This is a genomic window from Phenylobacterium sp. (assembly GCF_036677185.1).
Taxonomy (GTDB): domain Bacteria; phylum Pseudomonadota; class Alphaproteobacteria; order Caulobacterales; family Caulobacteraceae; genus Phenylobacterium.
The window spans coordinates 19,920-43,812 of record NZ_JAKFEN010000019.1 but is presented as its reverse complement, the minus strand read 5'-3'; the positions used below and the strand labels follow the sequence as shown (position 1 = coordinate 43,812).

The window sequence follows — 23,893 nt, the reverse complement described above, 5'->3', positions numbered from 1 at the left end:
TTGAACGCGCCCCTGTCGAACGCCCGACCGCCAACCGCAGACCTCGATCGGTTGCTGGTCGAACTTCGGCCGAAACTGCACCGCTATTGCGCGCGCATGACCGGCTCGGTGATCGACGGCGAGGACGCTGTGCAAGACGCCATGGCCAAGGCGCTGCAGGCCAAGCCGGACCTCGCCGCCTTGGATAATCCAGAGGGCTGGCTGTTCCGGATCGCCCAGAACGCGGCGCACGACATCCTGCGCCGCCGTTCGCGGCGGGCGGAGATCGTGCTGGACGAGACAAGCGCCGCCGCGCCGCAGGTGGTCGCCGCGTCGACTAGCCTGCGCGCGTTCATGGCTCTGCCGCCGGCCCAACGCAGCGCTGTCATCCTGATGGACGTGCTGGGCTACAGCCTGGCCGAGATCTGCGAGATCGAGGGCGCGAGCCTTGCCTCGGTGAAGGCGGCGCTGCATCGGGGGCGCACGCGCCTGCGCCGGCTCGCCGCCGAGCCGGGACGTGCGAGCAATCCGTTGACCGCCGCCGATCTGGTGCGGCTGCGCGGCTATGTCGACCGCTTCAACGCCCGCGATTTCGACGGCCTGCGCGACATGCTGGCCGACGAGGTCCGTTTGGAGCTGGTCAACCACGTCCGCATGACGGGGCGCCCGGATGTCGGCAGCTATTTCGGCAACTATGAGCGTGGCTCGCCGGTCCGGCTGGCGGTCGGCGCCGTCGATGGGCGGCCCGCGGCTCTGGTCTTCGAGCCCGGGACGCTCGCCGTGGCCTATTTCATCCTGCTGGACTGGGCCGACGGCCGGCTGGCCGCCATCCGGGACTTTCGATACGCGCGTTACGCCATGGAAGGCGCGGCCGTCGCCTATTCCGCCGGGCCTTGAGCTGCAGGCCATGCACAGGCCGGCGAAACTCGCGCCCAGGATGGTGACCTCGTAGTCGGCGGGCATGAATGTCCCTTCGCGTGTTCTGGTCGCCCAAAGGCTAGCGACGCGGTTTTGTGTTATCAGCGGTTAGTTCGACGCGGGCCGGGTCTCGACAACGCCCGGCGACGCGGTGGACAATGCGACCCGTCATTGGCCGGAGCCTGGACCATGAGCCGCAGCCTCGCCCTTAGCCTGGCGATCACCGATCTCCTGTTCCTGGCCTACTGGTCGCTTGCCCTCTTGAGCCAGACCGGCGTCATCGCGATCCCGGCCGAGTTGATGTACGCCGGCTACGACAACCCGAGGGTGGTGGCCTGGAACTGGTCGTTCTTCCCGCTGGACCTGGCCTTTTCGGTCACCGGCCTGATGGCGGTGCGCGCGTCGCGGCGAGGCGATCCAGCCTGGCGGCCGCTGGCGCTGATCTCCCTGACCCTGACGGTGGTCGCCGGCCTGATGGCCGTGGCCTATTGGGCGATCCTGCGGGAGTTCGACCCGAGCTGGTTCCTGCCCAACCTGGCCCTGGTGGCCTGGCCCTTCGTCTTCCTGCCGGGCCTGGTCTGCGACCTGGCCGGCCCCAGCCAGGGCGAGGCCGCCTGATGCCTTGGGCTGACGCCGATTCCGGCCGCCGGCGCGGCTACCATGTGGGCAACCTGCGCATCCAGCTGCTGGATGAGGCCCGCACCCTGCTGCGCGAGGGCGGCATCGCCAAGCTGAACCTGCGGGCCCTGGCGGCGCGGGCCGGCATCGCGGCGGGCTCGGTCTATCACCACTACGCCAGCAAGAACGCCCTGCTGGCGGGCCTGGCGGCCGAGGGCTTCGGCGAGCTGGAGGCTGCGCTCAGCCATGCGGCGGCCTCGCCGGAGGGCACGCCGATCCGCGCCTCGGCGCTCGCCTATTTCGGCTTCGCCCGCGGCCAGCCCGGGGTCTACGGCCTGATGTTCGATCCGCAGATCCTGGCCGAGCCCGAGGTCAGCGCCGCCCGAGACCGCGCCTTCGACGTGCTGGTCCAGGTGATCGGCCACGCCGCCAGCCAGCAGGATCGGACCGAGGAGCAGGTGTACAAGGTGGCCCTGGCCGTCTGGGCCTGCGGCCACGGCGCGGCCTCCATGACCCTCGCCGGCGGGGAGGGGGCTCAGACCCCGCTGATGGAAGACGTGATCCAGGGCCTGGAAGTGTTGTTCCGGCGGGACTGATTTAACCGGCGGAGTCGGGGCCTATCCAAACGCCGTTCACCGGAATCTCCTCCAGGTTGCTGTACCGGGAGGAAGAGAATGGCCGACGGCAACATCACCAAAGACGTCATGTATGACGCGGTGGCTCCGAACGACTTCGAGTCCATGCTGGAACTCGATCGCTACAACGCCCGCTCGACGGCGTTCGACAAGATCATCTCGGCCACGCACGATCACTTCTGGGATCCGCTGGACCCGAAGTACATCGACTTCTCCGCCCCCTGGGACATGGAGAACGAGGCCCTGCTGCCCGACGACCAGATCATGTCGCTCGGCGTGCCCTATGTCTTGGATCACCTCGAGAAGACCGGCCAGAAGGCCAAGTTCATCAATGAGATGGCGCTGTGGAACTTCTCCTCGATCCTGCATGGCGAGCAGGGCGCGCTGAACCTGTCGGCTAGCCTCTGCCACGTGCTGAAGGACCAGGGCGCGCAGGAATACGCCGCCAACCAGACCCGCGAGGAGGCCCGCCACGTCACGGCCTTCGCCAAGTACATCAAGGCCCGCTGGGGCCGCCCCCGCCCCTGCGGCGCGGTGCTGAAGCAGCTCCTGGTCGACATCATCGAGGCGCCGGAGGTCTATAAGAAGATCATCGGCATGCAGATGCTGGTCGAGGGCCTGGCCATGGGCGCCTTCGCCGCCGGCTTCCAGTTCAACCGCGATCCGCTGGCCAAGAAGCTGTTCCAGCTGGTGATGACCGACGAGGCCTTCCACCACAAGTTCGGGAAGATCTGGGCCGACCGCACCATCCCCAAGATGACGAAGGACGAGCGGGAAATGGTGGAGGACTGGGCGGCCCACTGCTTCCAGTCGCTGCTGTTCAACATGGGTTCGCCCAACCAGCAGGCCGGCGTCTATGCCGACTTCGGCCTCGATCCCGACCGGGTCCGCGCCGAGATGGTGGTCCTGATCCAGAACGACGACCGCCGCCGCGAGCGCCTGAAGAGCCAGACCAACATCTTCCGGGTGCTCATCAAGACCCTGCTCAACGCCGGCCTGATCACCGATCGGACCCGGTCCTTCTATGCGACCTATGTCGACATGGAGGAGCTGAAGGCGGAAGGCGACAAGATGGTCGGCGACGACATCGCCGAGGAGGGGATCAAGTACCTCCAGGAGATCAACTTCAAGGACCGCGGCCGGGCGATCTCCATCGCCGCTGAATAGGCGCGGTCTGCGCTCCGACGACCTGGCGCCCGCCGTGCGAACGGCGGGCGCCCTTCGTTCCGAGCTTGATTTCGCACGCGAAGACGGCTGGTTAGGCGCATGGCCAAGCGGGTGAAGATCACGGTGGCGGGCGCCGGCGCCCTGGGGCTGACCACGGCGCTCGCCCTGGCCGACGCCGGGGCCGAGGTGACGGTGTTCGATCCCGCGGGCCCGCTGGACAACGCTTCGGGCGTGGCCGCCGGCATGCTGGCGCCGGCCTTCGAGTGCGTGCTCGACCCCGCCGCCGCGCCGCAGCTGGACCTGATGCTGGCCGCCCGCAACCTGTGGCCGGCCCTGGAGGCGCGGATCGGGATCGTGGTCGACCGGGCCGGCGCCGTGGCGGTGGGCGAAACCGACTTCCTGGCGCGCGCCGATGCGGGCCTGCGGTCGCTAGGCCTGCATCCCGCCGATCTTTCCCGCCAGGCGCTCGAGGGGCTCGCGCCCGGCCTCGCCCCGGCCTGGGGCCGCGGCGTCCTGATCCGCGAGGACTGGCGGATCGAGGCGGGCGTCGCCCTGGCCGCCCTGCGCGCGGCCTGCGAGGCGGCGGGAGTAGTGTTCCGCCAGACGGCGGCCCGCGGCTTCGAGGGCGGAACCTGGTTGGTGGTCGCCACCGGCGCCGCCCGCGACCTGGCCGTGGTCGCGCCCGAACTTTCGGCGCTCAGTCCGATCAAGGGTCACATCCTGCGCAGCCGGGCCTGCGCCTATGACGGGATCGTGGTGCGCGGCAAGGGCGCCTATGTCACCGCCGCCCCGGGCGCCATGACCATCGGCGCCACCATGCAACCCGGCTGCGACGACCGGGAGGTCGAGCCAGCGGAGGTTTCTACCTTGCTGGCGGCCGGCGCGCGGCTGTTCCCCCAGATCGCCGGCGCGGAATTCAGCGCCGCCGCCGGCGTGCGCGCGGCCACCGCCGACGGCCTGCCCATGGTCGGGCGTGGCCGCCATCACGGGGTGCTGCTGGCGGTGGGCGCGCGGCGCAACGGCTGGCTGCTGGCGCCCCTGGCGGCCCGGATCATCGCGGCTTGCGTGACGGAAGGGGAAGCCGCGCCCTATGCCCAGCGGCTGGATCCTGCGCGGTTCGGCGTCACTGGGGAGGCGAAATGACCGGGTTCTGGCTGACGCAGGAGCAGGAGGCCATCGGCGAGAGCGTCGGGCGCCTCTGCGCCCGGTTCGACGCCGACTACTGGCGCCGAACCGACGAGACCGGCGAGTTCCCCGAGGCCTTTGTCGCCGCCATGGTCGAGGCCGGCTGGCTGGGCGCGGCCATGCCCGTCGAGCTGGGCGGCTCGGGCCTTGGCCTCACCGAGGCGGCGGTGATGATGCAGGCGGTCGCCCAGTCCGGGGCCGGGTTCTCCGGCGCCAGCGCCCTGCACCTGAACATTTTCGGCCCCATGCCCATCGTGAAGTTCGGCAGCGACGAGCAGAAGCGCCGCCACATCCCCCGGCTGATCGCCGGGCAGGACAAGATGTGTATCGGCATCACCGAGCCCGACGCGGGCCTCGACACCACCAGCCTGACCACCAAGGCCACGCGGACCAATGACGGCTACGTCCTTCAGGGCCGCAAGACCTGGACCACCTCGGCGCAGCGCGCCAACAAGATGCTGATCATCGCGCGCACCACCCCGCGCGACCAGGTGACCAAGTCGACCCAGGGCTTGAGCCTGTTCTACATCGACTTCGATCGCACCAGGATCGAGGCCAAGCCGATCCCCAAGATGGGCCGCAAGGCGGTGGAGTCGAACCAGGTGTTCATCGACAACCTGGAGATCCCCGCCGACAGCCTGATCGGCGAGGAGGGCAGGGGATTCTACTACCTGCTGGAGGGGTTGAACCCCGAGCGGGTGCTGTTCGGCGCCGAGGCCGTGGGCCTGGGCCGCGCGGCCCTGGCGCGGGCGGCGACCTACGCCAAGGAGCGGATCGTCTTCGGCCGGCCCATCGGCCAGAACCAGGGCGTCGCCCATCCCCTGGCCAAGGCCTGGGTGGAGCTGGAGGCGGCCAATCTGATGGCCTTCAAGGCCGCGGCCCTCTACGACGCCGGCCGCGACTGCGGCGCCGAGGCCAATGCGGCCAAATACCTAGGCGGGGAGGCAGGCTTCAACGCCTGCGAAGCCGCGGTCCTGGCCCATGGCGGCATGGGCTACGCCAAGGAGTACGACGTGGAGCGCTACTTCCGCGAGGCCATGATCGCCCGCATCGCGCCGATCAGCCGCGAGATGGTGCTGAACTACATCGCCGAACGCGTGCTGGGCCTGCCCAAGAGCTACTAGGCGTGTTTGATCACCAGGCCCTGGCCGGTCGGCATCTCCAGGATGGCGTGGCCTCGCTTGGCGAACCACTCGGTCTCCAGGGCGTGCTGGGCGATGTAGGGGGCCCAGCCGAAGTCATCGAGCACCAGGACGCCGCCGGGCAGGATTCGATCCCATAGGACTTCCAGGGCGCCGATCTCGGCCTCGGCGTTGTTGAGGTCCAGGTGCATGAAGGCGATGCGCTCGGGCGCCGCCTGGGCCAGGCTGTCAGGAACCCGGCCCTTGGTGATGATCACGTTGGGTTCGGGGAAGCGGGCGCGCACCTCGTCGTAGAGCGTCGCCGAATGCTCCGCCATGGAGTGGTGCGGCATGGCCTCGTCGTGCTCGAATAGGTCGTAGAGGAAATAGCGGCGGGCCGAGATGTCCACGAGGTCGGCGACGGTGCGCGCCGAACTGCCGCGATAGCAGGCGCATTCGACGAAATCGCCGTCCAGGTGCGAGGTCTGCTTCGCCGCCCAGACCAGGGTCGAGATCCGCCACAGGGTGCCGCGCTCCGGTCCCGTTCGGGTGTTGCGGTTGATCGCCTCGCCAAAGGCCGGGTCGCGCAGGAAGCCGAGCGTCTTGCCCCAGGTGATCAGGTTGTCGGCGGCGAACACGCCCGCGGGATGGACGAACTCTCCGATCAGCGCGTCGCGGTGCTTGAAGAAGGTCTCGGCGTCGCGGACGCCGAAGAACGCCCGGCCCAGGAAGGATGGAAAGGGAAGCTTCATGGCGATCCTGAAGGTGACGGGTCCCCGCCTCTAGCACGAAGCGGGGACCGCGTGTCCAGGCCGATCACCCCACGCCGAACCGCACGGGGATGCGCACCTGGCCGCCGTCCACGGGTTGTCCGTCGGCTGTTTGCGGCCGCATCTTGAAGTAGGGGGCGAGCCGGAGCGCGGCGCGGCCGAAGCCTTCGCCCACTGGGGTCTCGCTGACCACCTGGCATCCTCCCAGCGTGCCCGCCGCGCTGACCGTGCAGCTCAACATGGCCAGGCCGCCGACTTCCCGGCGCAAGGCCGAGTCCGGATAGAACCGGGCGAACTCCCGAGCGCCTGGTTTGCTGAGCCAGGACGGCTGGATCACCTGGCTGACCGGCGTCGGCGTCGGGATCAGCGCCGTGAGGATCGGCGGATCGGGCTGGATCGGCTGCGGTAGCGGGGTCGGCTCGATCGGGATGGGCGTCGGGGTCGGGAAGGGTGTCGGCACGGATACGCGGGGCTGGATGGCGGATGGAGTCAGCTTCGGCGCCTCGATCGGCGCCTTGGGCAGGGTCACGGTCTGGACCTCGATGATCGGTCCCTCCGGCAGTTCGACCACCTCCGGCGGGGTCCAGGTCTTGGCGGCCAGATAGACCACCAGCCCAGCGTGCACCGCGATCGAGGCGGCGATCGCCATCGTCACCTTCGGTGAGCGCCTGCGTCCCGATCCTGTGCGGCCCGCGAAAACCGGCAGAGCCTGACGGATGACCATGGAGACCTCCCTTGTTTGTTTCGTCGCCGAAACAAAGGGTCGCGCCGGGATCGTGGCCGGACCTTGACCTTGGGGAAGCCGAATGGTGACGCTTTCGCGCCGGAATAGTGCGCGATCTGGTCGCGGTATGGTTAGCGGGGCGTTAACCATGTCGGCGCAAACCAGGGACCATGGCCATCCATGGAATCCGGGGCGTCGTCGAAGCCGCGATCCAACGCGCGTCCAATGCGACGGGCGTGGATTTCAGCTTCCTGATGGGCACGGCCGCGCGTGAGAGCGGTTACAACCCCAAGGCCAAGGCGTCGAGCTCCTCGGCCGCGGGCCTGTTCCAATTCGTCGAGCAGACCTGGCTTTCAACCCTCAAGCAGCACGGGGCCAAGTACGGCTACGCCCGATACGCCGAGCTGATCCAGAAGGGTTCGGACGGGCGCTACCGCGTCAGCGGCGCCGAGGCGCGCAAGGCGGTGATGGACCTGCGGATGGACCCGCACGCGGCCTCGTTGATGGCCGGCGAACTGACCTCGGACCATGCCTCCTATCTGAAGGGCCGCACGGGCCGCACGCCGACGGCGGGTGAGCTCTACGCCGCGCACTTCCTGGGCCCGCAGGGTTCGGCGCGGCTGATCGAGGCCATGCGCACCCGGCCGGGCGCCAGCGCCGCCAGCATCTTCCCCGACGCGGCGGGCGCCAACCGCGCGATCTTCTACCGCGACGGTCGGGCGGCCACGGTGGCCGAGGTCTACGCCAACCTGACCAAGACCGGGGGTTCGGGCGCCGCGGTGGATCGCCCGGTCGCCACGCCGGAGCCCCAGGGCGGCTTCATCCAGTACGCCTCAGCGCGCCAGAGCGCGGTCCAGCGCGATCAGGACGCCCTGGTCGAGATCATCCTGCGCGGCTCCCAGTCCCGCGACGACGCCGGCGCCAGCGTCAGTTCGCGGCTGAGCGGCTCCATGTTCTCCAGCGAGATGCTCCGCGTCCTGGCCGAGGCCCGCGACAAGTCGAGCTAGACCGCCGCTCCGGCGGCCACCATCGCTTCGATCTGCCCTGGCGAATAGCCGAGCTCGGCGAGGACTTCGTGGGTGTGCTGGCCCAGGCCCGGCGAGGCGGGGCGCCGGTCTGAATCGGCTCCTGGGAAGCGCGCGGGCGCGGCCGGCGAGCGGAAGGTTCCGCCGTGGCCGTCCTCCACCTCGACAATGGCCCCGGCGGCCTGGACCTGCGGATCGGCGGCGACCTCGGCCGGCGTTTGGACGGGGGCCCAGACCAGGTCGGCGGCGTTGAGCCGGCTGGCGATCTCCTCGAAGTCCAGGGCGCCGAAGGCCGCGTCGAACTCGGCGACCAGGGCTCGGTTGTTCACCCGGCGCAGCTTGCCCGAGGCGAAGCGTTCGTCCGCCGCCAGCTCCGGCCGGCCGCAGGCCTGCGTGATCAGCGCGAAGTCCTTGGACGCGCCGCGCGGATTGAGCACGAACCAGCGCTCGTCGCGGCTCTTGTAGAAATTGGCCACGGGATCGAAGGGATCGCTGCGCGGGCGGTTGGAGGCGAGCTTGCCCAGGGCCAACTGCACCGCCAGGTCCGAGCTGACCGCATAGACCCCGGTGGCCAGCAGCGAGGTTTGCACCAGCCGGCCTTCGCCCGTCCGCTCACGCTCGTAGAGCGCGGCCAGGATCGCCGAGACGGTGGCCAGAGAGGTCATGTGATCGCCGACCCCGGTGCGCAGGATGTGCGGGTCCTGGCCCTTGGGCGCATGCATCCGCGCCACCCCGGCCCGCGACCAGAAGGCGGTGACGTCGAAGCCGGGCAGGTGGGCGTCCGGCCCCTCCAGGCCGTAGCCGGTGACCACCGCATAGACCAGGCGTGGATTGGCCGCGCGCAGGGTCACATCGTCCAGCCCCGCGCGCTTCAGCGAGGCGGGTCGTACGTTGGTCAGGAAGACGTCGGCCTCGGCCGCCAGCCGGGCCAGGGCGTCGCGGCCTTCCGGCTTGGCGATATCCAGGACCACGGCGCGCTTGCCCCGGTTGTCCAGGTCGAAGGTCGGGTTGATCGAGATTTCGCTCTTGGCGTCAGCGAAGACGTGGCGCATCGGGTCGCCCTGCGGCCGCTCGACCTTGATCACCTCCGCGCCCCAGTCGGCCATGACCCCGGCGGCGCCGGGCGCGGCGATGTAGGAGGCGAACTCGACGACCTTCAGACCCTTGAGAACCACGCACATCCCTCCCGACCTTTTCGGCCATAGTGACCGCTGGGGAGGGGTGTCTCAAGGGCGCTCGGCGGAGCCGGGTCTCAGGCGACGACGCGGACCTTCGGCTCCTCGCGTTCCACGGCGATGGCGTCGGCCACGGCGCGGGCCACCGCCCCGACGCTGACCGGCTTGCGCAGCACCGCGTCGGCGCCGGCCTGGGTGCATTCCATGGCCTCGGCGGCGTCGCCGCCGATCACCGCGACGATCGGCACGTGGCGCATCGGGCCGTCCAGGCCGCGGATGGCGGCGATGGCCGCGGGACCGTCCATGTTGGGCATCCGGCCGTCGATCATCAGCAGGTCGAACTCGCAGACCTTGGACAGGTCCACGGCGCGACGGCCGTCGATGGCGTGCACCACCTGATGGCCCAGCTGTTCGATCACCGCGCGGAGCATGGCGGCGTTGAGCGCGTCGTCCTCGGCGATCAGCACCCGCAGGGCGTGGCGCTCCACGGCGACCGGGGCGGCGGCCTCGGGCGGCTGGCCGTCACGGTCGGGCAGGGCGTTGACGTCGTAGGGCAGTTCGAGCCGAAAGCACGAGCCGACCCCGACCGCGCTGTGGCCGGTGAGATCGCCGCCCATCAGCCGCGCCAGCTGGCGCGACAACGACAGGCCGAGCCCCGCGCCGGAAGTGCCGGCGCTGGTCCGCTCGATGCGGTTGAAGGGTTCGAAGGCCCGCTCCAGCTCGTCGACCGCCAGGCCCGGACCGGTGTCGGCGATCTCGACCGCCAGGCGTCCGGAGGCCGCCAGTTCGATCCGCGCCTCGACGCGGCCGCGGACAGTGAACTTGAGCGCGTTGCCCAGCAGGTTGGCGAGGATCTGGCGGGCCCGGTGCACGTCGGCGATCGCCGCGCCACGCTCGGCCAGGGCCAATTCGGGAGAGACGTGCAGGTTGATCTCCAGCGCCTTGGCCGAGGCGTTGGGCCGGTTGAGCAGCACCAGGTCGCGGATCAGGGCGACCGGATCGAAGGGCCGGGTGTCCACCGACAGCCGTCCGGCCTCGGCGGTTTCGGAATCGAGCGTGGTGTTCAGCACCGAGATCAGGTCGTTGGCGGCATCCAGGGCCGCGGCGAGCTGCTCGCGCGAGGGCGCCGAACGCCCGTTGTGGCCGACCGCGGCCGACAGCACGTGGGCGACGCCGGTCAAGCCGTTGCGGATCTCGTGGCTGAGCGTGGCCACCAGGTCGGACTTGGAGCGGGCCAGCTTGTTGGCGGCGTCCACCATCCCGGCGCGGTCGGCGATCAGCACCTCGCGGTCGACGGCCAGGGCGAACTGGCTGCGCAGGATGCGATTCACGATGAGGGCGAGCGCCATGGCCAGCGCCACGGCCCCCCAGGCAATGTTGGCCAGCTCACGCGTCTCGGGCCTGGAGAACAGGAAGAACAGCGGACCGGCCACCGCCGCCGATCCCAGAATCAGCAGGCTGGGCAGCCAGGACGCGGCGAAGAAGATCACCACGATCGCCGCGGCCAGGGACACCAGCAGCAAGGGCTCCCGCGCCAGGCCCGCTCCGTCGGCGAAGGCCGACATCTGGGCGACGGCGGCGGCCCATAGCAGGCCGCTTAGGATTTGGAGCCGTCCGCGCAACGCCAGATTGGTCCGGGCCTCGGGCCGCTTCAGCCAGTTCACCACGGCGTAGAAGGCGCCCCAGGCGGCGGCGAAGATGGCGAAAGTCCCGCTCATCCAGACCGCGTTCTCGGCGTGGGAGCCGGCCCAGACATAGGCCGGCAGGCTGACCGAGAACACGGCGAGCGCATAGGGGAGGAGGGCGGTCTGGGCGTCGAGCGCCTGCTGGGTGACCGAAAGCCCGCCGTGGTCCCGGATTTGCTCGGGGGTCTGCTCGGTCTGGCCAATCATCAAATCGAGCTCCTCGGCGACGAACCGCAAGTCTAGTCGCGGCAGGGTTTGCGAGGGGTTTACGCCGCCCGCCAATCCACACCTTCCAGGGCAACCGATCATTAAGCCTAACCGTCCACTATGGCGCTCGGAGCCTTCGGTTCCGAGTTGGGGTGAGGCGGAGATGGCGACCACGCGTGCGGCGCTGACGGACGACGATATTCGCACGCTCGTGAAGGGTGCGACGCCCGACGAGCGCGCCGTCGCCGCGCACCGGCTGTGCCGCTCGATCGAGACCGCGACCCTCTCCGACGAGGAGCGCACCCAAGCCCATGAAATCCTGCGGGTAATGGCCGCCGACGCGGCCGAACTGGTGCGTCGCGCCGTGGCCGTGACCCTGAAGAACTCCTCGGTGGTGCCCCGCGACGTGGCCCTGACCCTGGCCCGCGACGTGGAAAGCGTCGCCCTGCCGATCCTGGGCGCCTCGCCCGCCTTCACGGATGAGGATCTCGCCGAGATCATCCGCCTGGGCGGCCCGGTCCGCCAGGTGGTGATCGCCAAGCGGCCGAGGGTGTCGCAGGCCGTCACCGCCGCCATCGTCGAGCACGGCGTGGAGCGGGCCGTCGAGGCCGCCTGCGCCAACGACAACGCCGACTTCGCCGAATTGACCCTGCAGCGGGTGATCGAGCGCTTCGAGCAGTCCGAGCGCGTGCTGGCGGCGGTCGCCTATCGCGACGCCCTGCCGGTCTCGGTGACCGAGCGGCTGATCGACATGGTCGGCGACGCGGTGCGCGACCACCTGCTGAACCACCACGCCGTCTCGCCGGAACTGGCCCTGCAGATCGCCATTGGCGCCAAGGAGCGGGCGACCATCGACCTGGTCGACCAGGCCGGCCGCACCAGCGACGTGAGGGCCTTCGTCGCGCACCTGAACAAGAACCAGCGCCTGTCGGCCTCGCTGCTGCTGCGGGGCATGGCGCACGGCCACATGACCTTCCTGGAATGGGGCCTGGCCGAGCTGGCCGGAGTGCCGCATCACCGAACCTGGCTGATGATCCACGACGCCGGCCCGTTGGGCCTGCGGGCGATCTATGAGCGGGCCGGCCTGCCGGCGCGGCTCTATCCGGCGTTCCGCTCGGGCGTGGACACCTTCCATTCCATGGAGTTCGACGGCGGCGCGCGCGATCGGGAGCGCTTCCAGGAGAAGATGCTGCAGCGGTTCCTGACCCAGCCCACGGCCGCGTCGCGCGAGGACGTGGACTACCTATTGGAGAAGATGGACCGCATCTCCAGCGAGACCCGCAAGTCGTTCCGCGCCGAACAGAGCGCCTGACCTAGGGTCAGACTTGCGCGCGGGCGCCGGGGCTTTCAAGCTGGCGTCATGACCCAGGACATCAAGCCCGCCGCCACCATCCTGCTGCTGCGCGACGATCCGACCTTCGAAGTGCTGATGGTCAAGCGCCACCACCAGATCGATTTCGCCTCTGGCGCCCTGGTGTTCCCGGGCGGCAAGAGCCATGCGGGCGACCATGACCCGGCGTGGGCGAACCATGTCCTGGGCTGGGACGACTTCGACGCCGACCAGCGAGGCCTGCGGATCGCGGCCATCCGCGAGGTGTTCGAGGAGGCCGGCATCCTGTTCGGCGCGCGACTGGACGGGTCGCCGATCGGCGGCGAGGCCTGTCCGATGGACGTGCGCCGCGCCGTGGACAAGGGGGAGACCGCCTTCCTGGACGTGGTGAAGGACCTGGGCGTGCGTCTCGACCTCAACGCGCTCACCGTCTTCGCCCGCTGGATCACTCCGCCGCTGACACCGAAGCGGTTCGACACCTGGTTCTATGTGGCCGACGCCCCGGCCGATCAGCTCGCCGCCTGCGACGGACACGAAACCGTCGACGCCGAGTGGATCGAGCCCAAGGAGGTGCTGCGCCTGGCGGCGGCCGGGGAGCGCAAGGTGATCTTTCCGACGCGGATGAACGTGCAGCTGCTGGCCGAGGCCGGCAGCGCCGGCGACTGCATCGCCCGGGCGGTCGGTCGCACGCTGGTCACCGTCGAGCCGCAGATCCAGGACGGGCCGGGCGGCAAGGTGCTGGTCCTGCCGCCGGACGCCGGCTACGGCGACGTGGCCGAGCCGCTCTCCAATGTGATGTGAGGCGGTCGCCCCGGGCGGGTCAGGCGCCGGTCTCGATGACCTTGCGTTCCAGCTCCTCGATGAGGATTTTCCCCACCGGATGCTCGTCGGTCTTGATGTCGTCGCGGACGGCGGCCTTGATCGCGTCGATATGGGCGTCGACCAGGGGCATGGAGACGGTCAGGCGCTTGTCCTTGTCGTCGATCAACCGGCAGAGCGAGGCCCCGATCCGGGTGATCAGCGGGAATTCGTAGGTCGTCCCCAGGCCCTTGAGGTCGTGGGCGCGGAGATAGAGCGTTTCCATGGTCTCGGGCGAAACGCCTTGGGCGCGCACGGTCTGACGCGCGGCGTCCAGCTTGACCACTTCGTCGGCGAGCCATTGCGAGAAGTTCCCCGACAGGCTCTTCAGCGCCGCTTCGGCCTTGGCGATGGCGCTGGGGTCGATCGCGCCGAAGCGGCCGCCAACCTTGAGTCGAAGATTGGTGGGGGCGGGAATGACCTGGCCCGGATTCTGCTGGCTCACGAGGCGCCTCCTAAACAGTCGTCAACAGACTAAGGCGCATCCGTTAACAACGAATGGAGCGTGAATCTGATTGATATCAAACGGAAAATTGCTCCGCCAACACCCGCTCTTCCAGGCTGCGGCCAGCGTCGAACAGCATGTGCAGGGCGACGTCGCGATCCTCGGCGATACGGACCTCCAGGACGTCGCGGACCTCGAGATTGTCGGCCACGGCGCTCACTGGGCGCTTGTCGGCCTCCATGATCTCGAACTTGACCCGCGCGGTGTGGGCCAGCAGCGCGCCACGCCAGCGGCGCGGGCGGAAGGCGCTGATCGGTGTCAGGGCCAGGACGCGGGCGTCGAGGGGGATGATCGGGCCGTGGGCCGAGAGGTTGTAGGCGGTCGAGCCGGCCGGCGTGGCCACCAGGGCTCCGTCGCAGGACAGTTCGCCCAGCCGCACCTTGCCGTCGATGGAGATGCGCAGCTTTGCGGTCTGCCGGGTCTGGCGCAGCAGGCTGACCTCATTGATCGCCACGGCCCGGTGCTCGCGATGGTGGGCGTCGATGGCCACCATCTGCAGGGGGTGGATGACGGCGCGCTCGGCGGCGTTAATCCGTTCCAGCAGGGCGTCCTCGCTGTACTCGTTCATCAGGAAGCCGACGGAGCCGCGGTTCATGCCGTAAATCGGCCGGTCGCTCGTCAGGTTCTCGTGCAGGGTCTCCAGCATGAATCCGTCGCCGCCCAGGGCCACGATCGCCTGGGCGTCGGCGGGCGACGCCTGACCATAGCGGGCGATCAGCGCCGCGCATGCCTCCTGGGCCTCGGGCCGGTCGCTGGCGGTGAAGGCCAGGCGGGTGATGAAGGGCTCAGCTTTGAACATCGGCGGTCAAAAGCTCCTGCATCGCCCATTCCGTCAACCAGGGTCGTAAACCTGGCGCGTCACCGCGGCGTGACGGCCTGGCGGAAGGCGGCGCCGGCGATGTCGGCGCCCAGGGGGCCGAAGGCGCCTCCGGCCCGGCGCGCGGCCTCGTCCCCACCGCCGGGACGCCCGCCGTTCAGCTTGCGGACCAGCTCCAGGATGGTTGGGAAGACGCTGCGGTCGATATCCACCGAGGCGCAGGCCAGGGCCAGCAATTCGGGCCGGTCGGAGTTCAGGGCCCGCCGCACCTGGGTCGGGTCGAAGCGGCCCAGGGTCGCCAGGCCGCCGACGAATAGCGACAGCTTGCCGTCCTGCAGGGCGCGCAGCAGGTAGCCGGGACGCAGCTGGCCGGCGGCGTTGAGCTTGGCCAGAAGCTGTTCCTCCATCTCTTCACGTTCGCCCTCGCGACGGACGACGAGTTCGCCGGACGGCGACGCCAGGCCGCCGTGGGCCTCGCGGACCGCGGCCCCGAGCGCCGCGTCCAGGGCCGCGCCGTCCAGGCGGAAGCGCGCGACCAGGGCCTGGCGCATGGACTGGCCGACCCAGATATAGAGCTGCCGGGCCAGATCGTCGGTAAGGGCCGGGTGATGCGAGAGCGGCGCGCGCAGGGCGACGATCCGCTCGGAGGCGGTGACCAGCCGGCTCATGTCGTGGGTGTTGACCTGGGCGGTGAAATTACCGGCCAGCGCGGTCAGCACCGCCGGCTCCTGCTGCTGCAGGATGGCGGCGACCACCGGCGGGCCCAGATTGGGCCGTCGCGCCACCTCGATCTGGTGCTCGATGGTGGCTTCGACCAGCAGCCGAACCAGGTCGTGGTCCTTGAGCACCGGACTGCCCGCGATGATTGGACGGGCGATCTCGATGTCGTCCAGGGCCAGGACGTTGACCAGGGCCACCGGCGCCCAGTCGGCGCCGGCCAGCTTCTCCGCCAGGCGCGCGCGGATATCGCGCTCGGCCTCGACCACCAGGCTCATGAAGATGGAGTTGAGCAGGGCCTGGATCGGCGGCGCCTTCATCACCGCCTGGGCGCCTTCGCCCGCGTCGCACAGGTCGACGATGGCCAGCAGCAGGCGTTCGCGATCGGCGGGCGCCTTGCTCTTGGCCAGGCCCAGAATCTCGTCGGCTTTCGCGGCCACGCTCAAACTCGGAACTCCCGGCGCCCAAGCTGGCGAATCTGCTGAGGCTGAATGAAAACATGGTTAGAAGGCTCTGACCATGAGAGGCCCTTAAGGGTCGTGGGCGCCTGAGGGAGCGATACGAGGATGGCCGATCCGCTGATCTTGGCCCTGGACCAAGGCACGACCTCGACCCGCGCCATACTGTTCGACGCCAAGGGTGCGCCCCTGGCCGACGCCGGGCGCCCGCTGGAGCAGTTCTATCCCGAGGACGGCTGGGTCGAGCACGACGCCGAGCAGATCTTCGAGACCTGCGTGGAGGTGCTGCGCGAGGCGGTGGAGAAGGCCGGACGGTCGATGTCCGAGGTCACCGCCATCGGCGTCACCAACCAGCGCGAGACGGTGGTCATCTGGGACAAGGCCACGGGCAAGCCGATCCACAAGGCCATCGTCTGGCAGGACCGCCGCACGGCCCCCACCTGCGAGCGGCTGCGCGCCGCGGGGCTGGAGCCGAAGGTCACCAGTATCACCGGCCTGCTGCTGGACCCCTATTTCTCCGGGACCAAGATCGCCTGGCTGCTGGGGGCGATTCCCGGCGCCCGGGCCCGCGCCCAGGCCGGCGAACTGCTGGTCGGCACCATGGACACCTGGGTGATCTGGAAGCTGACCGGCGGGGCGGTCCACGCCACCGACGCCACCAACGCTTCGCGCACCCTGTTGTTCGACCTCAGGGCCCAGGCCTGGTCGACCGAGATGCTGGACATGCTGGACGTGCCCGCGGCCCTGCTGCCCAAGGTGTTGGACTGCGCCGATGACTACGGGACGACCCAGGCCGAGCTACTGGGCGCGGCCGTGCCGATCCGCGGCGTCGCCGGCGACCAGCAGGCCGCGCTGATGGGGCAGGGCTGTATCCGGGCCGGCGAGATGAAGGCCACCTACGGCACCGGCTGCTTCATGCTGGTCAACACCGGCGAGCACCTGGCGCCATCGCGCTCGCGGCTGCTGACCACCGTGGCCGCGCGGCTGAACGGCCGGGCGACCTACGCCCTGGAGGGCTCGATCTTCATCGCCGGCGCGGCCCTGCAGTGGGTGAACGAGGGCCTGGGTGTGGCGGGCGGCGGTTCAGGTGTCGAGGCCCTGGCCCAGACCGCCAAGGAAGACCACGGCGTCGTGCTGGTCCCGGCCTTCACGGGCCTGGGCGCGCCCTGGTGGGACGCCGGCGCGCGGGGGGCGATCTTCGGCCTGACGCGGGACTCCGGCCTGGCCGAGATCGCCGAGGCCGCCTTCGACGCCTGCGCCCTGCAGACCCGCGACCTGATCGAGGCCATGCGGGCCGACGCGCCCGGCGCCTTCGGCGCCCAGGTCGAGCTGCGGATCGACGGCGGCATGGCGCGCAGCAAGTGGTTCAGCCAGCGCCTGGCCGACCTCACCGGTGTGGCGGTGGGCCGGGTCAGCTTCCAGGAGATGACCGCCCTGGGCGCGGCTCTGTTCGCGGGTATCGGCGCGGGGATCTACGCCGACGCCGAGGAGGCGACCGCCGCTCGGGCCAAGACCGAGCGCTTCGAACCCACGCTGGACGGTCATGGCCGCGAGCAGGCCTACGCCCGCTGGCTGGACGCGGTGGCGCGGGTGCGGACGGGCTGAGATCGGGAACCGTCCGCCCGGCCCGTCAGGCTGCGAGCGGTCGGGCCCGCCGGCGCAGCGCCGCGCCCGCCATCCCGAAGCCCGCGATCATCAAGGCCCAGGTCCCAGGCTCGGGCACATAGCTGAGCTGTCCGCGGATTTCCCCGCCCGGGAAGCTCGTGCTGTGGACGTTGAAATAGGCGTTGCCGGCCTGCATGCCGCCGAACAGCGCCGCGAAGGCGCTCGCCGCCGTGCCGCCGTTGTTGGTGACGAACGTGCCGTTGTAGCTGGTGAGGTTCGTCATATCGAAGGTGTTGTCATAGGTCCCGCTGCTGACGCCGCCCGGGAAGCCCGGGAAGGTCGGGGTGGGGGTCGCGACGCCCACATTGGTCCCCGCCGGCGCGCAGCAATGGATGTGCGCGGCCGTGGTCGTGCCCAGCAGTCCCGAGAAATTCGCCTCGACCCGCATGGTGTCGAGCGCGTCATTGATGGTCACGCGCGCGAAACCCGTTCCCGGGGTCGCCGCGACGGGAACCTCATTGGCGCCCAGTAGGACGGTCTCAAACACATAGGTGGTCGCTTCCGCCTGGCCCGCGAAGAGCAGCGCTGCGGCTGCCGTCGCCATAAGCAAGCTACGAGACATCCTAGCCTCCGACTCTGTTGAATGAGGAACGCGTTACAATAGATTAGGAAGTGTCGAAACCATCTTCCGCCTGTCGACGAAACAAGCTCTGCCGTTGTCGCATCGAATACCGAAATCAGACGGATCTCATACTTGCAGAAATGCAGTATTCGTTAACGAAATTTTCCGTGAAGCGCGGTGAGGCGGTTTCGAACAGGCGTTTGAAGTTGCACCTTGACGCTACGATCCCGCGGCGCGACCCTGCCGCCCAAAGTTCAGACAGGGAGGCCGCCATGGCCGATGGTTCGCTCGCGGGCGTGAGTTCGCTTAAGGGCAAGGTCAGCGCCGAAGAGTGGCAGGCGCGGGTGGATCTCGCCGCCCTGTACCGGCTGGTCGCCCTGCACGGCTGGGACGATGCGATCTACACCCACATCTCCGCCCGCATCCCGGGGCCTGAGCATCACTTCCTGATCAATCCCTATGGAATGTACTTCGAGGAGATCACCGCCTCGTCCCTGGTGAAGATCGACCTGGACGGGAACCTCCTCCAGGAGACCCCGTACTTCATCAATCCAGCGGGCTTCACCATCCACTCGGCCATCCACGCCGCGCGGGAGGACGCCCATTTCGTCATGCACCTGCACACCGACCAGGGCGTGGCGGTCTCGGCCCAGTCCGAGGGCCTGCTGCCGCTGGCCCAGCACGCGCTGATCGTGCGGACCATGCTGGCCTATCACGATTATGAAGGCATCGCGCTCAACCTCGACGAACGCGAGCGCCTGGTGGCCGACATCGGTGACAAGCACGTCATGCTGCTGCGCAATCACGGCACGCTGGCCGTGGGCGCCAGCGCCGCCGACTGCTGGATTCGCATGTTCTATCTGGAACGCGCCTGCAAGCAGCAGGTCATGGCGCTATCGGCCGGTCGCGAGAACGTGCTGTTCGCCCCCGAGCATGCCCAGGACGAGGTCGCGAAGCAGCTGTCGCGCGGCCTGGGCGGCGGCCTCGCCTGGCCCGGCGCCCTGCGCCAACTCGATCGGGCGCTCCCCGGCTACGACGCCTGAGTCGAGATCAAGTCTATCGGCGATGTGGGCGCCCCTTGGGGCGCCCATTTTCTTTGCGACGTCAGCATCCCTAGGCATCCGGAGGCGGCCGGACTGCCTACTTGCCCGGAGCTTGGCCCTCTATTTCATCGCAGACACGCAGAGCCATCGTTCTGTCACTGGACGGCGCCTATGTGGTCGCCCTAAGACCAGCGGAGATTAATAGATTTTCCGCCCCCATTTCGAGGCTCCCGGAGTTCCAGTCGCTTGATCAGACGCCACTTCTTCCTCGTCGGCGCCATCCTGGTCCTCGCCCTCATGGTCGTAGCCGGAGGCTGGAAGCTGACCCTCGGCAAGAAGGAGGGGCCGGGCGGTCCTCCGGGCGCGGCGATGGCCGCCCAGAAGGGCGGCGGGGCGCCTAGGGGCAAGGGCGGCGGCGGCATGGGCGGCGGCATGGGCGGTCCCGCGCCGGTCAGCGTGACCGCTGTCCAGTCCAGGGTGTTCATGGATTCCATCGACGTGATCGGGGTGGCCAAGGGCCGCCAGTCCGTGACCCTGACCGCGGCGGCGACCCAGCTGGTCGACCGCGTGCGTTTCAGCGACGGCCAGGCGGTCGCCAAGGGCGCGGTGCTGGTCGAGCTGAAGGACACCGAACAGAACGCGGGCCTCGCCCAGGCCCAGGCCCGCCTGGTCCAGGCGCAGCGCGACTTCGACCGTTGGAAGGCCCTGGCGGGGCAGGGCTATGCCTCCAAGACCGCGCTCGACCAGCGCGAAGCCACCTATCTCGCCGCCCGGGCCGACGTGCAGGCGGCCCAGGCCCGCCAGGCCGATCGCACCATCCGCGCGCCGTTCGCCGGCGTGGTCGGCCTGTCCGACATCGCGCCCGGGGCCTTGATCAATCCGGGGTCGGCCATCGTCACCCTGGACGACATCAGCACCGTTCGGGTCGACTTCGAGATTCCGGATCGCTACCTGGCCTCGCTCCGTGAGGGCCAGCCGATCCACGCCAAGGCCGACGCCTATCCGGGCGAGACGATCCAGGGGCGGATCGCCAAGCTGGACACCCGCATCGACGAACGCACGCGCGCGATCACCGCCCGGGCCGAGTTCCCCAATCCCGGCCGCAGGCTGAAGCCTGGCATGATGATGCGGGTGGCCATCGCCCGCGGCCAGCGCCAGGGCCTGGCCATCCCGGAGGCCGCCCTCTCGGTGCAGGGCGACAGCGCCTTCGTCTATGTCCTCAACGGCCAGGGCGAGCGCATGACGGCCGAGCAGCGGCCGGTCCGCACCGGCGCGCGGCAGGACGGCTTCGTGGAGATCCTCGACGGTGTCCACGCCGGTGACCGCCTGGTGGCCGACGGCCTGAACAAGCTGCAGCCCGGCCAACCAGTTCGTCCGATGCTGGCCGCGGCGGACGGCCAGGCGAGAGCACGCCCGCCGGGCGCGCGGCCCGCCCCATGATGCTGTCGGACATTTCCGTCCGTCGGCCGGTGTTCGCGGCGGTGGCCGCGATCATCCTCTGCGTGATCGGCCTGGCGTCGTTCGCCTCGCTCACCGTGCGCGAGCTGCCCAGCGTCGATCCGCCGGTGGTCTCGATCTCAACCACCTATCGCGGCGCCTCGGCCGAGGTCGTCGAGGAGCGGATCACCGAGGTGATCGAGCGCCAGGTGTCCGGCATCCAGGGGATCGACCGCGTCAACTCCTCGTCGCGAGACGGCCAGTCGCGGATCAACATCTCATTCCGGCTGGACCGCGACCTGGATGACGCGGCCAACGACGTGCGCGACGCCGTCAGCCGGGTCTCGGCCAACCTGCCGCTGCAGGCCGACCCGCCGCAGATCGCCAAGGCCAACGCCGACGCCCAGCCGATCATCTTCATCAGCTTCAGCTCCACGACGCTGAACAGGCTGCAGCTTTCCGACTACGCTAACCGCTATCTGGTGGAGCGGTTCTCAACCATTCCCGGCGTGGCCAATGTCGGGGTCGGTGGCAGCCAGCTCTACTCGATGCGAATCTGGCTCGACGCCGACGCCATGGCGGCCCGCGGAATCACGGTCGACGATGTCGAGACCGCGCTCAACGCCCAGAACCTGGAATTGCCGGCCGGCTCCCTGGAAGCGCCGTCCAAGGACTTCACCATCCGCGTGGCCCGCGGCTACACCACCCCGCAACAGTTCGCCAACCTGCCGGTGGTCTCTTCCAGCTCCCGCGCCACGGCCACGGCCACGGCCACGACCGGGGCCACGGCCAACGCCGCCGTCACGCCGGCGCCGGGCGCCGACTACGTCACCCGGCTGGGCGACATAGCCCGTGTCGAGGAAGGCCCAGACGAGCGGCGGCGGATGTTCCGCTCGAACGGCCGCGAGCAGGTCGGCATCGCCATCACCCGCCAGTCTCAGGCCAACGACCTGGAAATCTCCGAGGGCGTGCGGGCCGAACTGCCCGAGATCAACAAGTCGCTGCCCAGGGGCACCAAGCTGGAAGTTGCGGTGGACTTCACCGTTTTCACCAAGCACGCCATTGAAGAAGTCTGGATCACCATGGGCATCTCGCTCGCCCTGGTGGCCTTGGTGAACTTCGTCTTCCTCGGAACCTGGCGCGCGGCCCTGATCCCCTCGGTCGTGGCGCCGATCTGCATCCTGTCCACCTTCATCGTCCTGGCGCCGCTGGGCTTCTCGCTGAATCTGCTGACCCTGCTCGCCCTGGTGCTGGCCATCGGCCTGGTGGTGGACGACGCCATCGTGGTGGTTGAGAACATCCAGCGCCGGATCGACGAAGGCGAACCGCCGATCGTTGCGGCCCAGCGTGGGGCGCGGCAGGTGTTCTTCGCCGTGGTGGCCACCACCATCGTGCTGATCTCGGTCTTCGCGCCGCTGATGTTCCTGCCCGGCTACATCGGCAAGCTGTTCGTGGAACTGGCGGTGGCCATCGCCGCGGCCGTGGCCTTCTCGGCCGTGCTGGCGCTCAGCCTGTCGCCGATGCTGGCCTCGAAGCTGCTACGGCCCGCCCACGGGCAGGGCTTCATCGCCCGGCGGGTGGATGCGGCGATGCACCAGCTCCGCAACTCCTATCACGCGTCGCTGGACGCCCTGCTGGGCCGCCGCGCCGCGTCGTTCGCGGCCGGCGGGCTGGTGCTGGTCCTGGCCCTGGGCGCCTTCGGGCTCTTTACGGCCCTGCCACGGGAGCTGGTGCCCGACGAGGATCGCGGGCGGGTCGAGCTGAGCATCAACGGGCCGGAAGGCGCGGGCTACGATTATGTCCAGGTCGCCGCCAAGCAGGTCGAGGCCCGCCTGCTGGAGCTGCTGAAGGAAGGCGTCATCCAGCGCTACATCCTTTCGGCGCCGCGCTTCGGCAACAACTCCTTCAACACCGCCGGCGGCAACGCGGCCCTGGCCGAGGACGCGGGGATCACCTCCAATGAGCTGGCCGCCCAGCTGAACCGGGAATTCTCCTCGATCACCTCGGTGCGGGCCATCGCCTCGGTGCGCGGGGGCCTGCAACGCGGCGGCCCCGGTGGCGGCGGGGGCGGCGGCGGCGGCGTCGACCTGATCGTGGTCGGCAACGAGTATGCCGACATCGAACGCTGGATCCGGCCGATCCTGGCGGCGGCCCAGAGCAATCCGGGCCTGGCCCGCGCGCGCCTGGACTACGAGCCGACCAGCCCGCGGGTGCTGGTTGAGATCGACCGGGAGAAGGCCGCCAGCCTCGGCGTCTCGGCCCAGGCCGTCGGGCGGGCGCTGGAGACCATGTTCGGTTCGCGGCGGATCACGACCTACATCAAGAACGGCCAGGAGTACGACGTCATCCTGCAGACCGACCGGGCGCGGCGCCAGACGGAGTCCGACCTGGAGAACCTCTATGTCCGCACCGCCAGCGGCGCCCAGGTTCCGCTGGCCGCTGTGGTGACCACCAAGGTCCGTGGCGATACGCCCGACCGGTCCCGGGTCGACCGCCTGCGGGCGATTTCGCTCTCGGCCCAGCTCAACCCCGGCTATCCGGTGGGCGAGGCCGTGAAGTTCTTCGAGGCCGAGGTGGCCAAGCAGCCGCCCGGGTTCCAGATCAAGTGGGGCGGGTCCGCGCGCGACTTCCTCGAGGCCGGCGGCGCCGTCGGCCTGGCCTTCGGCATGGCCCTGATCCTGGTCTTCCTGGTGCTGGCCGCCCAGTTCGAGAGCTGGATCCACCCGGCGGTCATCATGCTCACGGTGCCGGTGGCGGCGCTGGGCGGGTTGTTCGGCCTGCTGATCGCCGGCTCGACCATCAACACCTACAGCCAGATCGGACTGATCATCCTGGTGGGGATCGCCGCCAAGAACGGCATCCTGATCGTCGAGTTCGCCAACCAGCTCCGCGACGACGGCCTGACCATCCGCGAGGCGGTGATCGAGAGCGCTTCCCTGCGCCTGCGTCCGATCATCATGACCTCGATCTCGGCGGCGGCGGGTTCAATCCCGCTGATCGTCTGGGGCGGGGCGGGCGGCGAGAGCCGCAAGACCATCGGCGTGGTGATCTTCTTCGGGGCCATCTTCGCGACGATGCTGACCCTGTTCATCGTGCCGGTGTTCTACAATATGCTGGCCCGCTTCACGAAGTCGCCCCAGGCCACCGCCCGGCGCATCGAGGCTTTCGAGGACGCCGAGCAGACCCGCGCCGCCAACGCCGCGGAGTAGGGCTTCCTTAGATCCTCCCCCAGCGCGCAGCGCGATTTGGGGGAGGTGGCGCGTCGCCCTCTTCGGCGACGTGACGGAGGGGG

21 protein-coding genes are annotated in these 23,893 nt (G+C 69.4%); 13 read left to right on the top strand and 8 right to left on the bottom strand.

The window, feature by feature from the left end; all coding sequences use genetic code 11:
- The 6 genes from V6M51_RS09735 to V6M51_RS09710 all read left to right on the top strand — a co-directional run bounded on the left by V6M51_RS09735 (window position 1) and on the right by V6M51_RS09710 (window position 5,626).
- Window positions 1-876, top strand: coding sequence for a sigma-70 family RNA polymerase sigma factor (locus V6M51_RS09735; RefSeq protein WP_332766702.1), 876 nt, complete (start codon window positions 1-3; stop codon window positions 874-876).
- A gap of 210 nt (window positions 877-1,086) precedes the next feature.
- On the top strand, window positions 1,087-1,515 hold the full coding sequence (locus tag V6M51_RS09730; protein ID WP_332766701.1) for a DUF5360 family protein: 429 nt from the start codon (window positions 1,087-1,089) through the stop codon (window positions 1,513-1,515).
- The gene (locus V6M51_RS09725; RefSeq protein ID WP_332766700.1) at window positions 1,515-2,111 is read left to right on the top strand and encodes a TetR-like C-terminal domain-containing protein; all 597 of its coding nucleotides are present in this window, start codon (window positions 1,515-1,517) and stop codon (window positions 2,109-2,111) included. Before V6M51_RS09730 ends, V6M51_RS09725 begins: the two co-directional genes overlap by 1 nt.
- Before the next feature lie 78 nt (window positions 2,112-2,189).
- Complete coding sequence (locus V6M51_RS09720) at window positions 2,190-3,317, top strand: ferritin-like domain-containing protein (protein WP_332766698.1); 1,128 nt, start codon at window positions 2,190-2,192, stop codon at window positions 3,315-3,317.
- A 99-nt stretch (window positions 3,318-3,416) separates the two neighbouring features.
- Window positions 3,417-4,460 (top strand): NAD(P)/FAD-dependent oxidoreductase, encoded by a 1,044-nt coding sequence (locus V6M51_RS09715; RefSeq protein WP_332766697.1) that lies wholly within the window; start codon window positions 3,417-3,419, stop codon window positions 4,458-4,460.
- The gene (locus V6M51_RS09710) at window positions 4,457-5,626 is read left to right on the top strand and encodes an acyl-CoA dehydrogenase family protein (protein WP_332766695.1); all 1,170 of its coding nucleotides are present in this window, start codon (window positions 4,457-4,459) and stop codon (window positions 5,624-5,626) included. Before V6M51_RS09715 ends, V6M51_RS09710 begins: the two co-directional genes overlap by 4 nt.
- On the opposite strand, the gene V6M51_RS09705 is transcribed toward V6M51_RS09710, so the two are convergent.
- Window positions 5,623-6,375: a TylF/MycF/NovP-related O-methyltransferase gene (locus tag V6M51_RS09705; RefSeq protein ID WP_332766693.1), complete on the bottom strand. Its 753-nt coding sequence runs from the start codon at window positions 6,373-6,375 to the stop codon at window positions 5,623-5,625. The genes V6M51_RS09710 and V6M51_RS09705 overlap by 4 nt on opposite strands.
- Before the next feature lie 64 nt (window positions 6,376-6,439).
- Window positions 6,440-7,042, bottom strand: a complete 603-nt coding sequence (locus V6M51_RS09700) for a TonB family protein (RefSeq protein WP_332766692.1) — start codon at window positions 7,040-7,042, stop codon at window positions 6,440-6,442.
- Window positions 7,043-7,287: 245 nt separating this feature from the next.
- Here V6M51_RS09700 and V6M51_RS09695 point away from each other — a divergent pair, with 245 nt between their 5' ends.
- Window positions 7,288-8,124, top strand: coding sequence for a transglycosylase SLT domain-containing protein (locus V6M51_RS09695; RefSeq protein ID WP_332766690.1), 837 nt, complete (start codon window positions 7,288-7,290; stop codon window positions 8,122-8,124).
- Here V6M51_RS09695 and V6M51_RS09690 read toward each other — a convergent pair.
- Together V6M51_RS09690 and V6M51_RS09685 are read right to left on the bottom strand one after the other, a co-directional pair.
- Window positions 8,121-9,317 (bottom strand): CaiB/BaiF CoA transferase family protein, encoded by a 1,197-nt coding sequence (locus V6M51_RS09690; protein ID WP_332766689.1) that lies wholly within the window; start codon window positions 9,315-9,317, stop codon window positions 8,121-8,123. The two genes, V6M51_RS09695 and V6M51_RS09690, sit on opposite strands and share 4 nt — an antisense overlap.
- 77 nt (window positions 9,318-9,394) lie before the next feature.
- Window positions 9,395-11,209, bottom strand: a complete 1,815-nt coding sequence (locus V6M51_RS09685) for an ATP-binding protein (RefSeq protein WP_332766688.1) — start codon at window positions 11,207-11,209, stop codon at window positions 9,395-9,397.
- 163 nt (window positions 11,210-11,372) lie between these two features.
- Here V6M51_RS09685 and V6M51_RS09680 point away from each other — a divergent pair, with 163 nt between their 5' ends.
- Window positions 11,373-12,521, top strand: coding sequence for a DUF2336 domain-containing protein (locus V6M51_RS09680; protein ID WP_332766687.1), 1,149 nt, complete (start codon window positions 11,373-11,375; stop codon window positions 12,519-12,521).
- A 48-nt stretch (window positions 12,522-12,569) separates the two neighbouring features.
- Window positions 12,570-13,340 (top strand): NUDIX hydrolase, encoded by a 771-nt coding sequence (locus V6M51_RS09675; protein WP_332766686.1) that lies wholly within the window; start codon window positions 12,570-12,572, stop codon window positions 13,338-13,340.
- Between the two features lie 19 nt (window positions 13,341-13,359).
- On the opposite strand, the gene V6M51_RS09670 is transcribed toward V6M51_RS09675, so the two are convergent.
- The 3 genes from V6M51_RS09670 to V6M51_RS09660 form a co-directional block, all read right to left on the bottom strand.
- Window positions 13,360-13,842 (bottom strand): Hpt domain-containing protein, encoded by a 483-nt coding sequence (locus V6M51_RS09670; protein ID WP_305677059.1) that lies wholly within the window; start codon window positions 13,840-13,842, stop codon window positions 13,360-13,362.
- Between the two features lie 76 nt (window positions 13,843-13,918).
- Window positions 13,919-14,701 (bottom strand): NAD kinase, encoded by a 783-nt coding sequence (locus tag V6M51_RS09665; protein WP_332766684.1) that lies wholly within the window; start codon window positions 14,699-14,701, stop codon window positions 13,919-13,921.
- A 59-nt stretch (window positions 14,702-14,760) separates the two neighbouring features.
- Window positions 14,761-15,876: a DUF2336 domain-containing protein gene (locus V6M51_RS09660; protein ID WP_332766682.1), complete on the bottom strand. Its 1,116-nt coding sequence runs from the start codon at window positions 15,874-15,876 to the stop codon at window positions 14,761-14,763.
- A gap of 126 nt (window positions 15,877-16,002) precedes the next feature.
- Here V6M51_RS09660 and glpK point away from each other — a divergent pair, with 126 nt between their 5' ends.
- On the top strand, window positions 16,003-17,499 hold the full coding sequence (gene glpK, locus V6M51_RS09655; protein WP_332766680.1) for a glycerol kinase GlpK: 1,497 nt from the start codon (window positions 16,003-16,005) through the stop codon (window positions 17,497-17,499).
- A gap of 25 nt (window positions 17,500-17,524) precedes the next feature.
- Here the strand turns inward: glpK and V6M51_RS09650 are convergent, their stop codons facing one another.
- A complete protein-coding gene (locus tag V6M51_RS09650; RefSeq protein WP_332766678.1) occupies window positions 17,525-18,103 on the bottom strand; it encodes a CHRD domain-containing protein in 579 nt (192 codons plus the stop codon).
- Between the two features lie 290 nt (window positions 18,104-18,393).
- Here V6M51_RS09650 and V6M51_RS09645 point away from each other — a divergent pair, with 290 nt between their 5' ends.
- The 3 genes from V6M51_RS09645 to V6M51_RS09635 all read left to right on the top strand — a co-directional run bounded on the left by V6M51_RS09645 (window position 18,394) and on the right by V6M51_RS09635 (window position 23,810).
- The gene (locus V6M51_RS09645) at window positions 18,394-19,164 is read left to right on the top strand and encodes a class II aldolase/adducin family protein (protein WP_332766676.1); all 771 of its coding nucleotides are present in this window, start codon (window positions 18,394-18,396) and stop codon (window positions 19,162-19,164) included.
- Window positions 19,165-19,410: 246 nt separating this feature from the next.
- The gene (locus tag V6M51_RS09640; RefSeq protein WP_332766674.1) at window positions 19,411-20,604 is read left to right on the top strand and encodes an efflux RND transporter periplasmic adaptor subunit; all 1,194 of its coding nucleotides are present in this window, start codon (window positions 19,411-19,413) and stop codon (window positions 20,602-20,604) included.
- Window positions 20,604-23,810, top strand: a complete 3,207-nt coding sequence (locus V6M51_RS09635) for an efflux RND transporter permease subunit (protein ID WP_332766974.1) — start codon at window positions 20,604-20,606, stop codon at window positions 23,808-23,810. The genes V6M51_RS09640 and V6M51_RS09635 overlap by 1 nt, the downstream gene beginning before the upstream one ends.
- The last annotated feature ends 83 nt before the right edge of the window (window positions 23,811-23,893 follow it).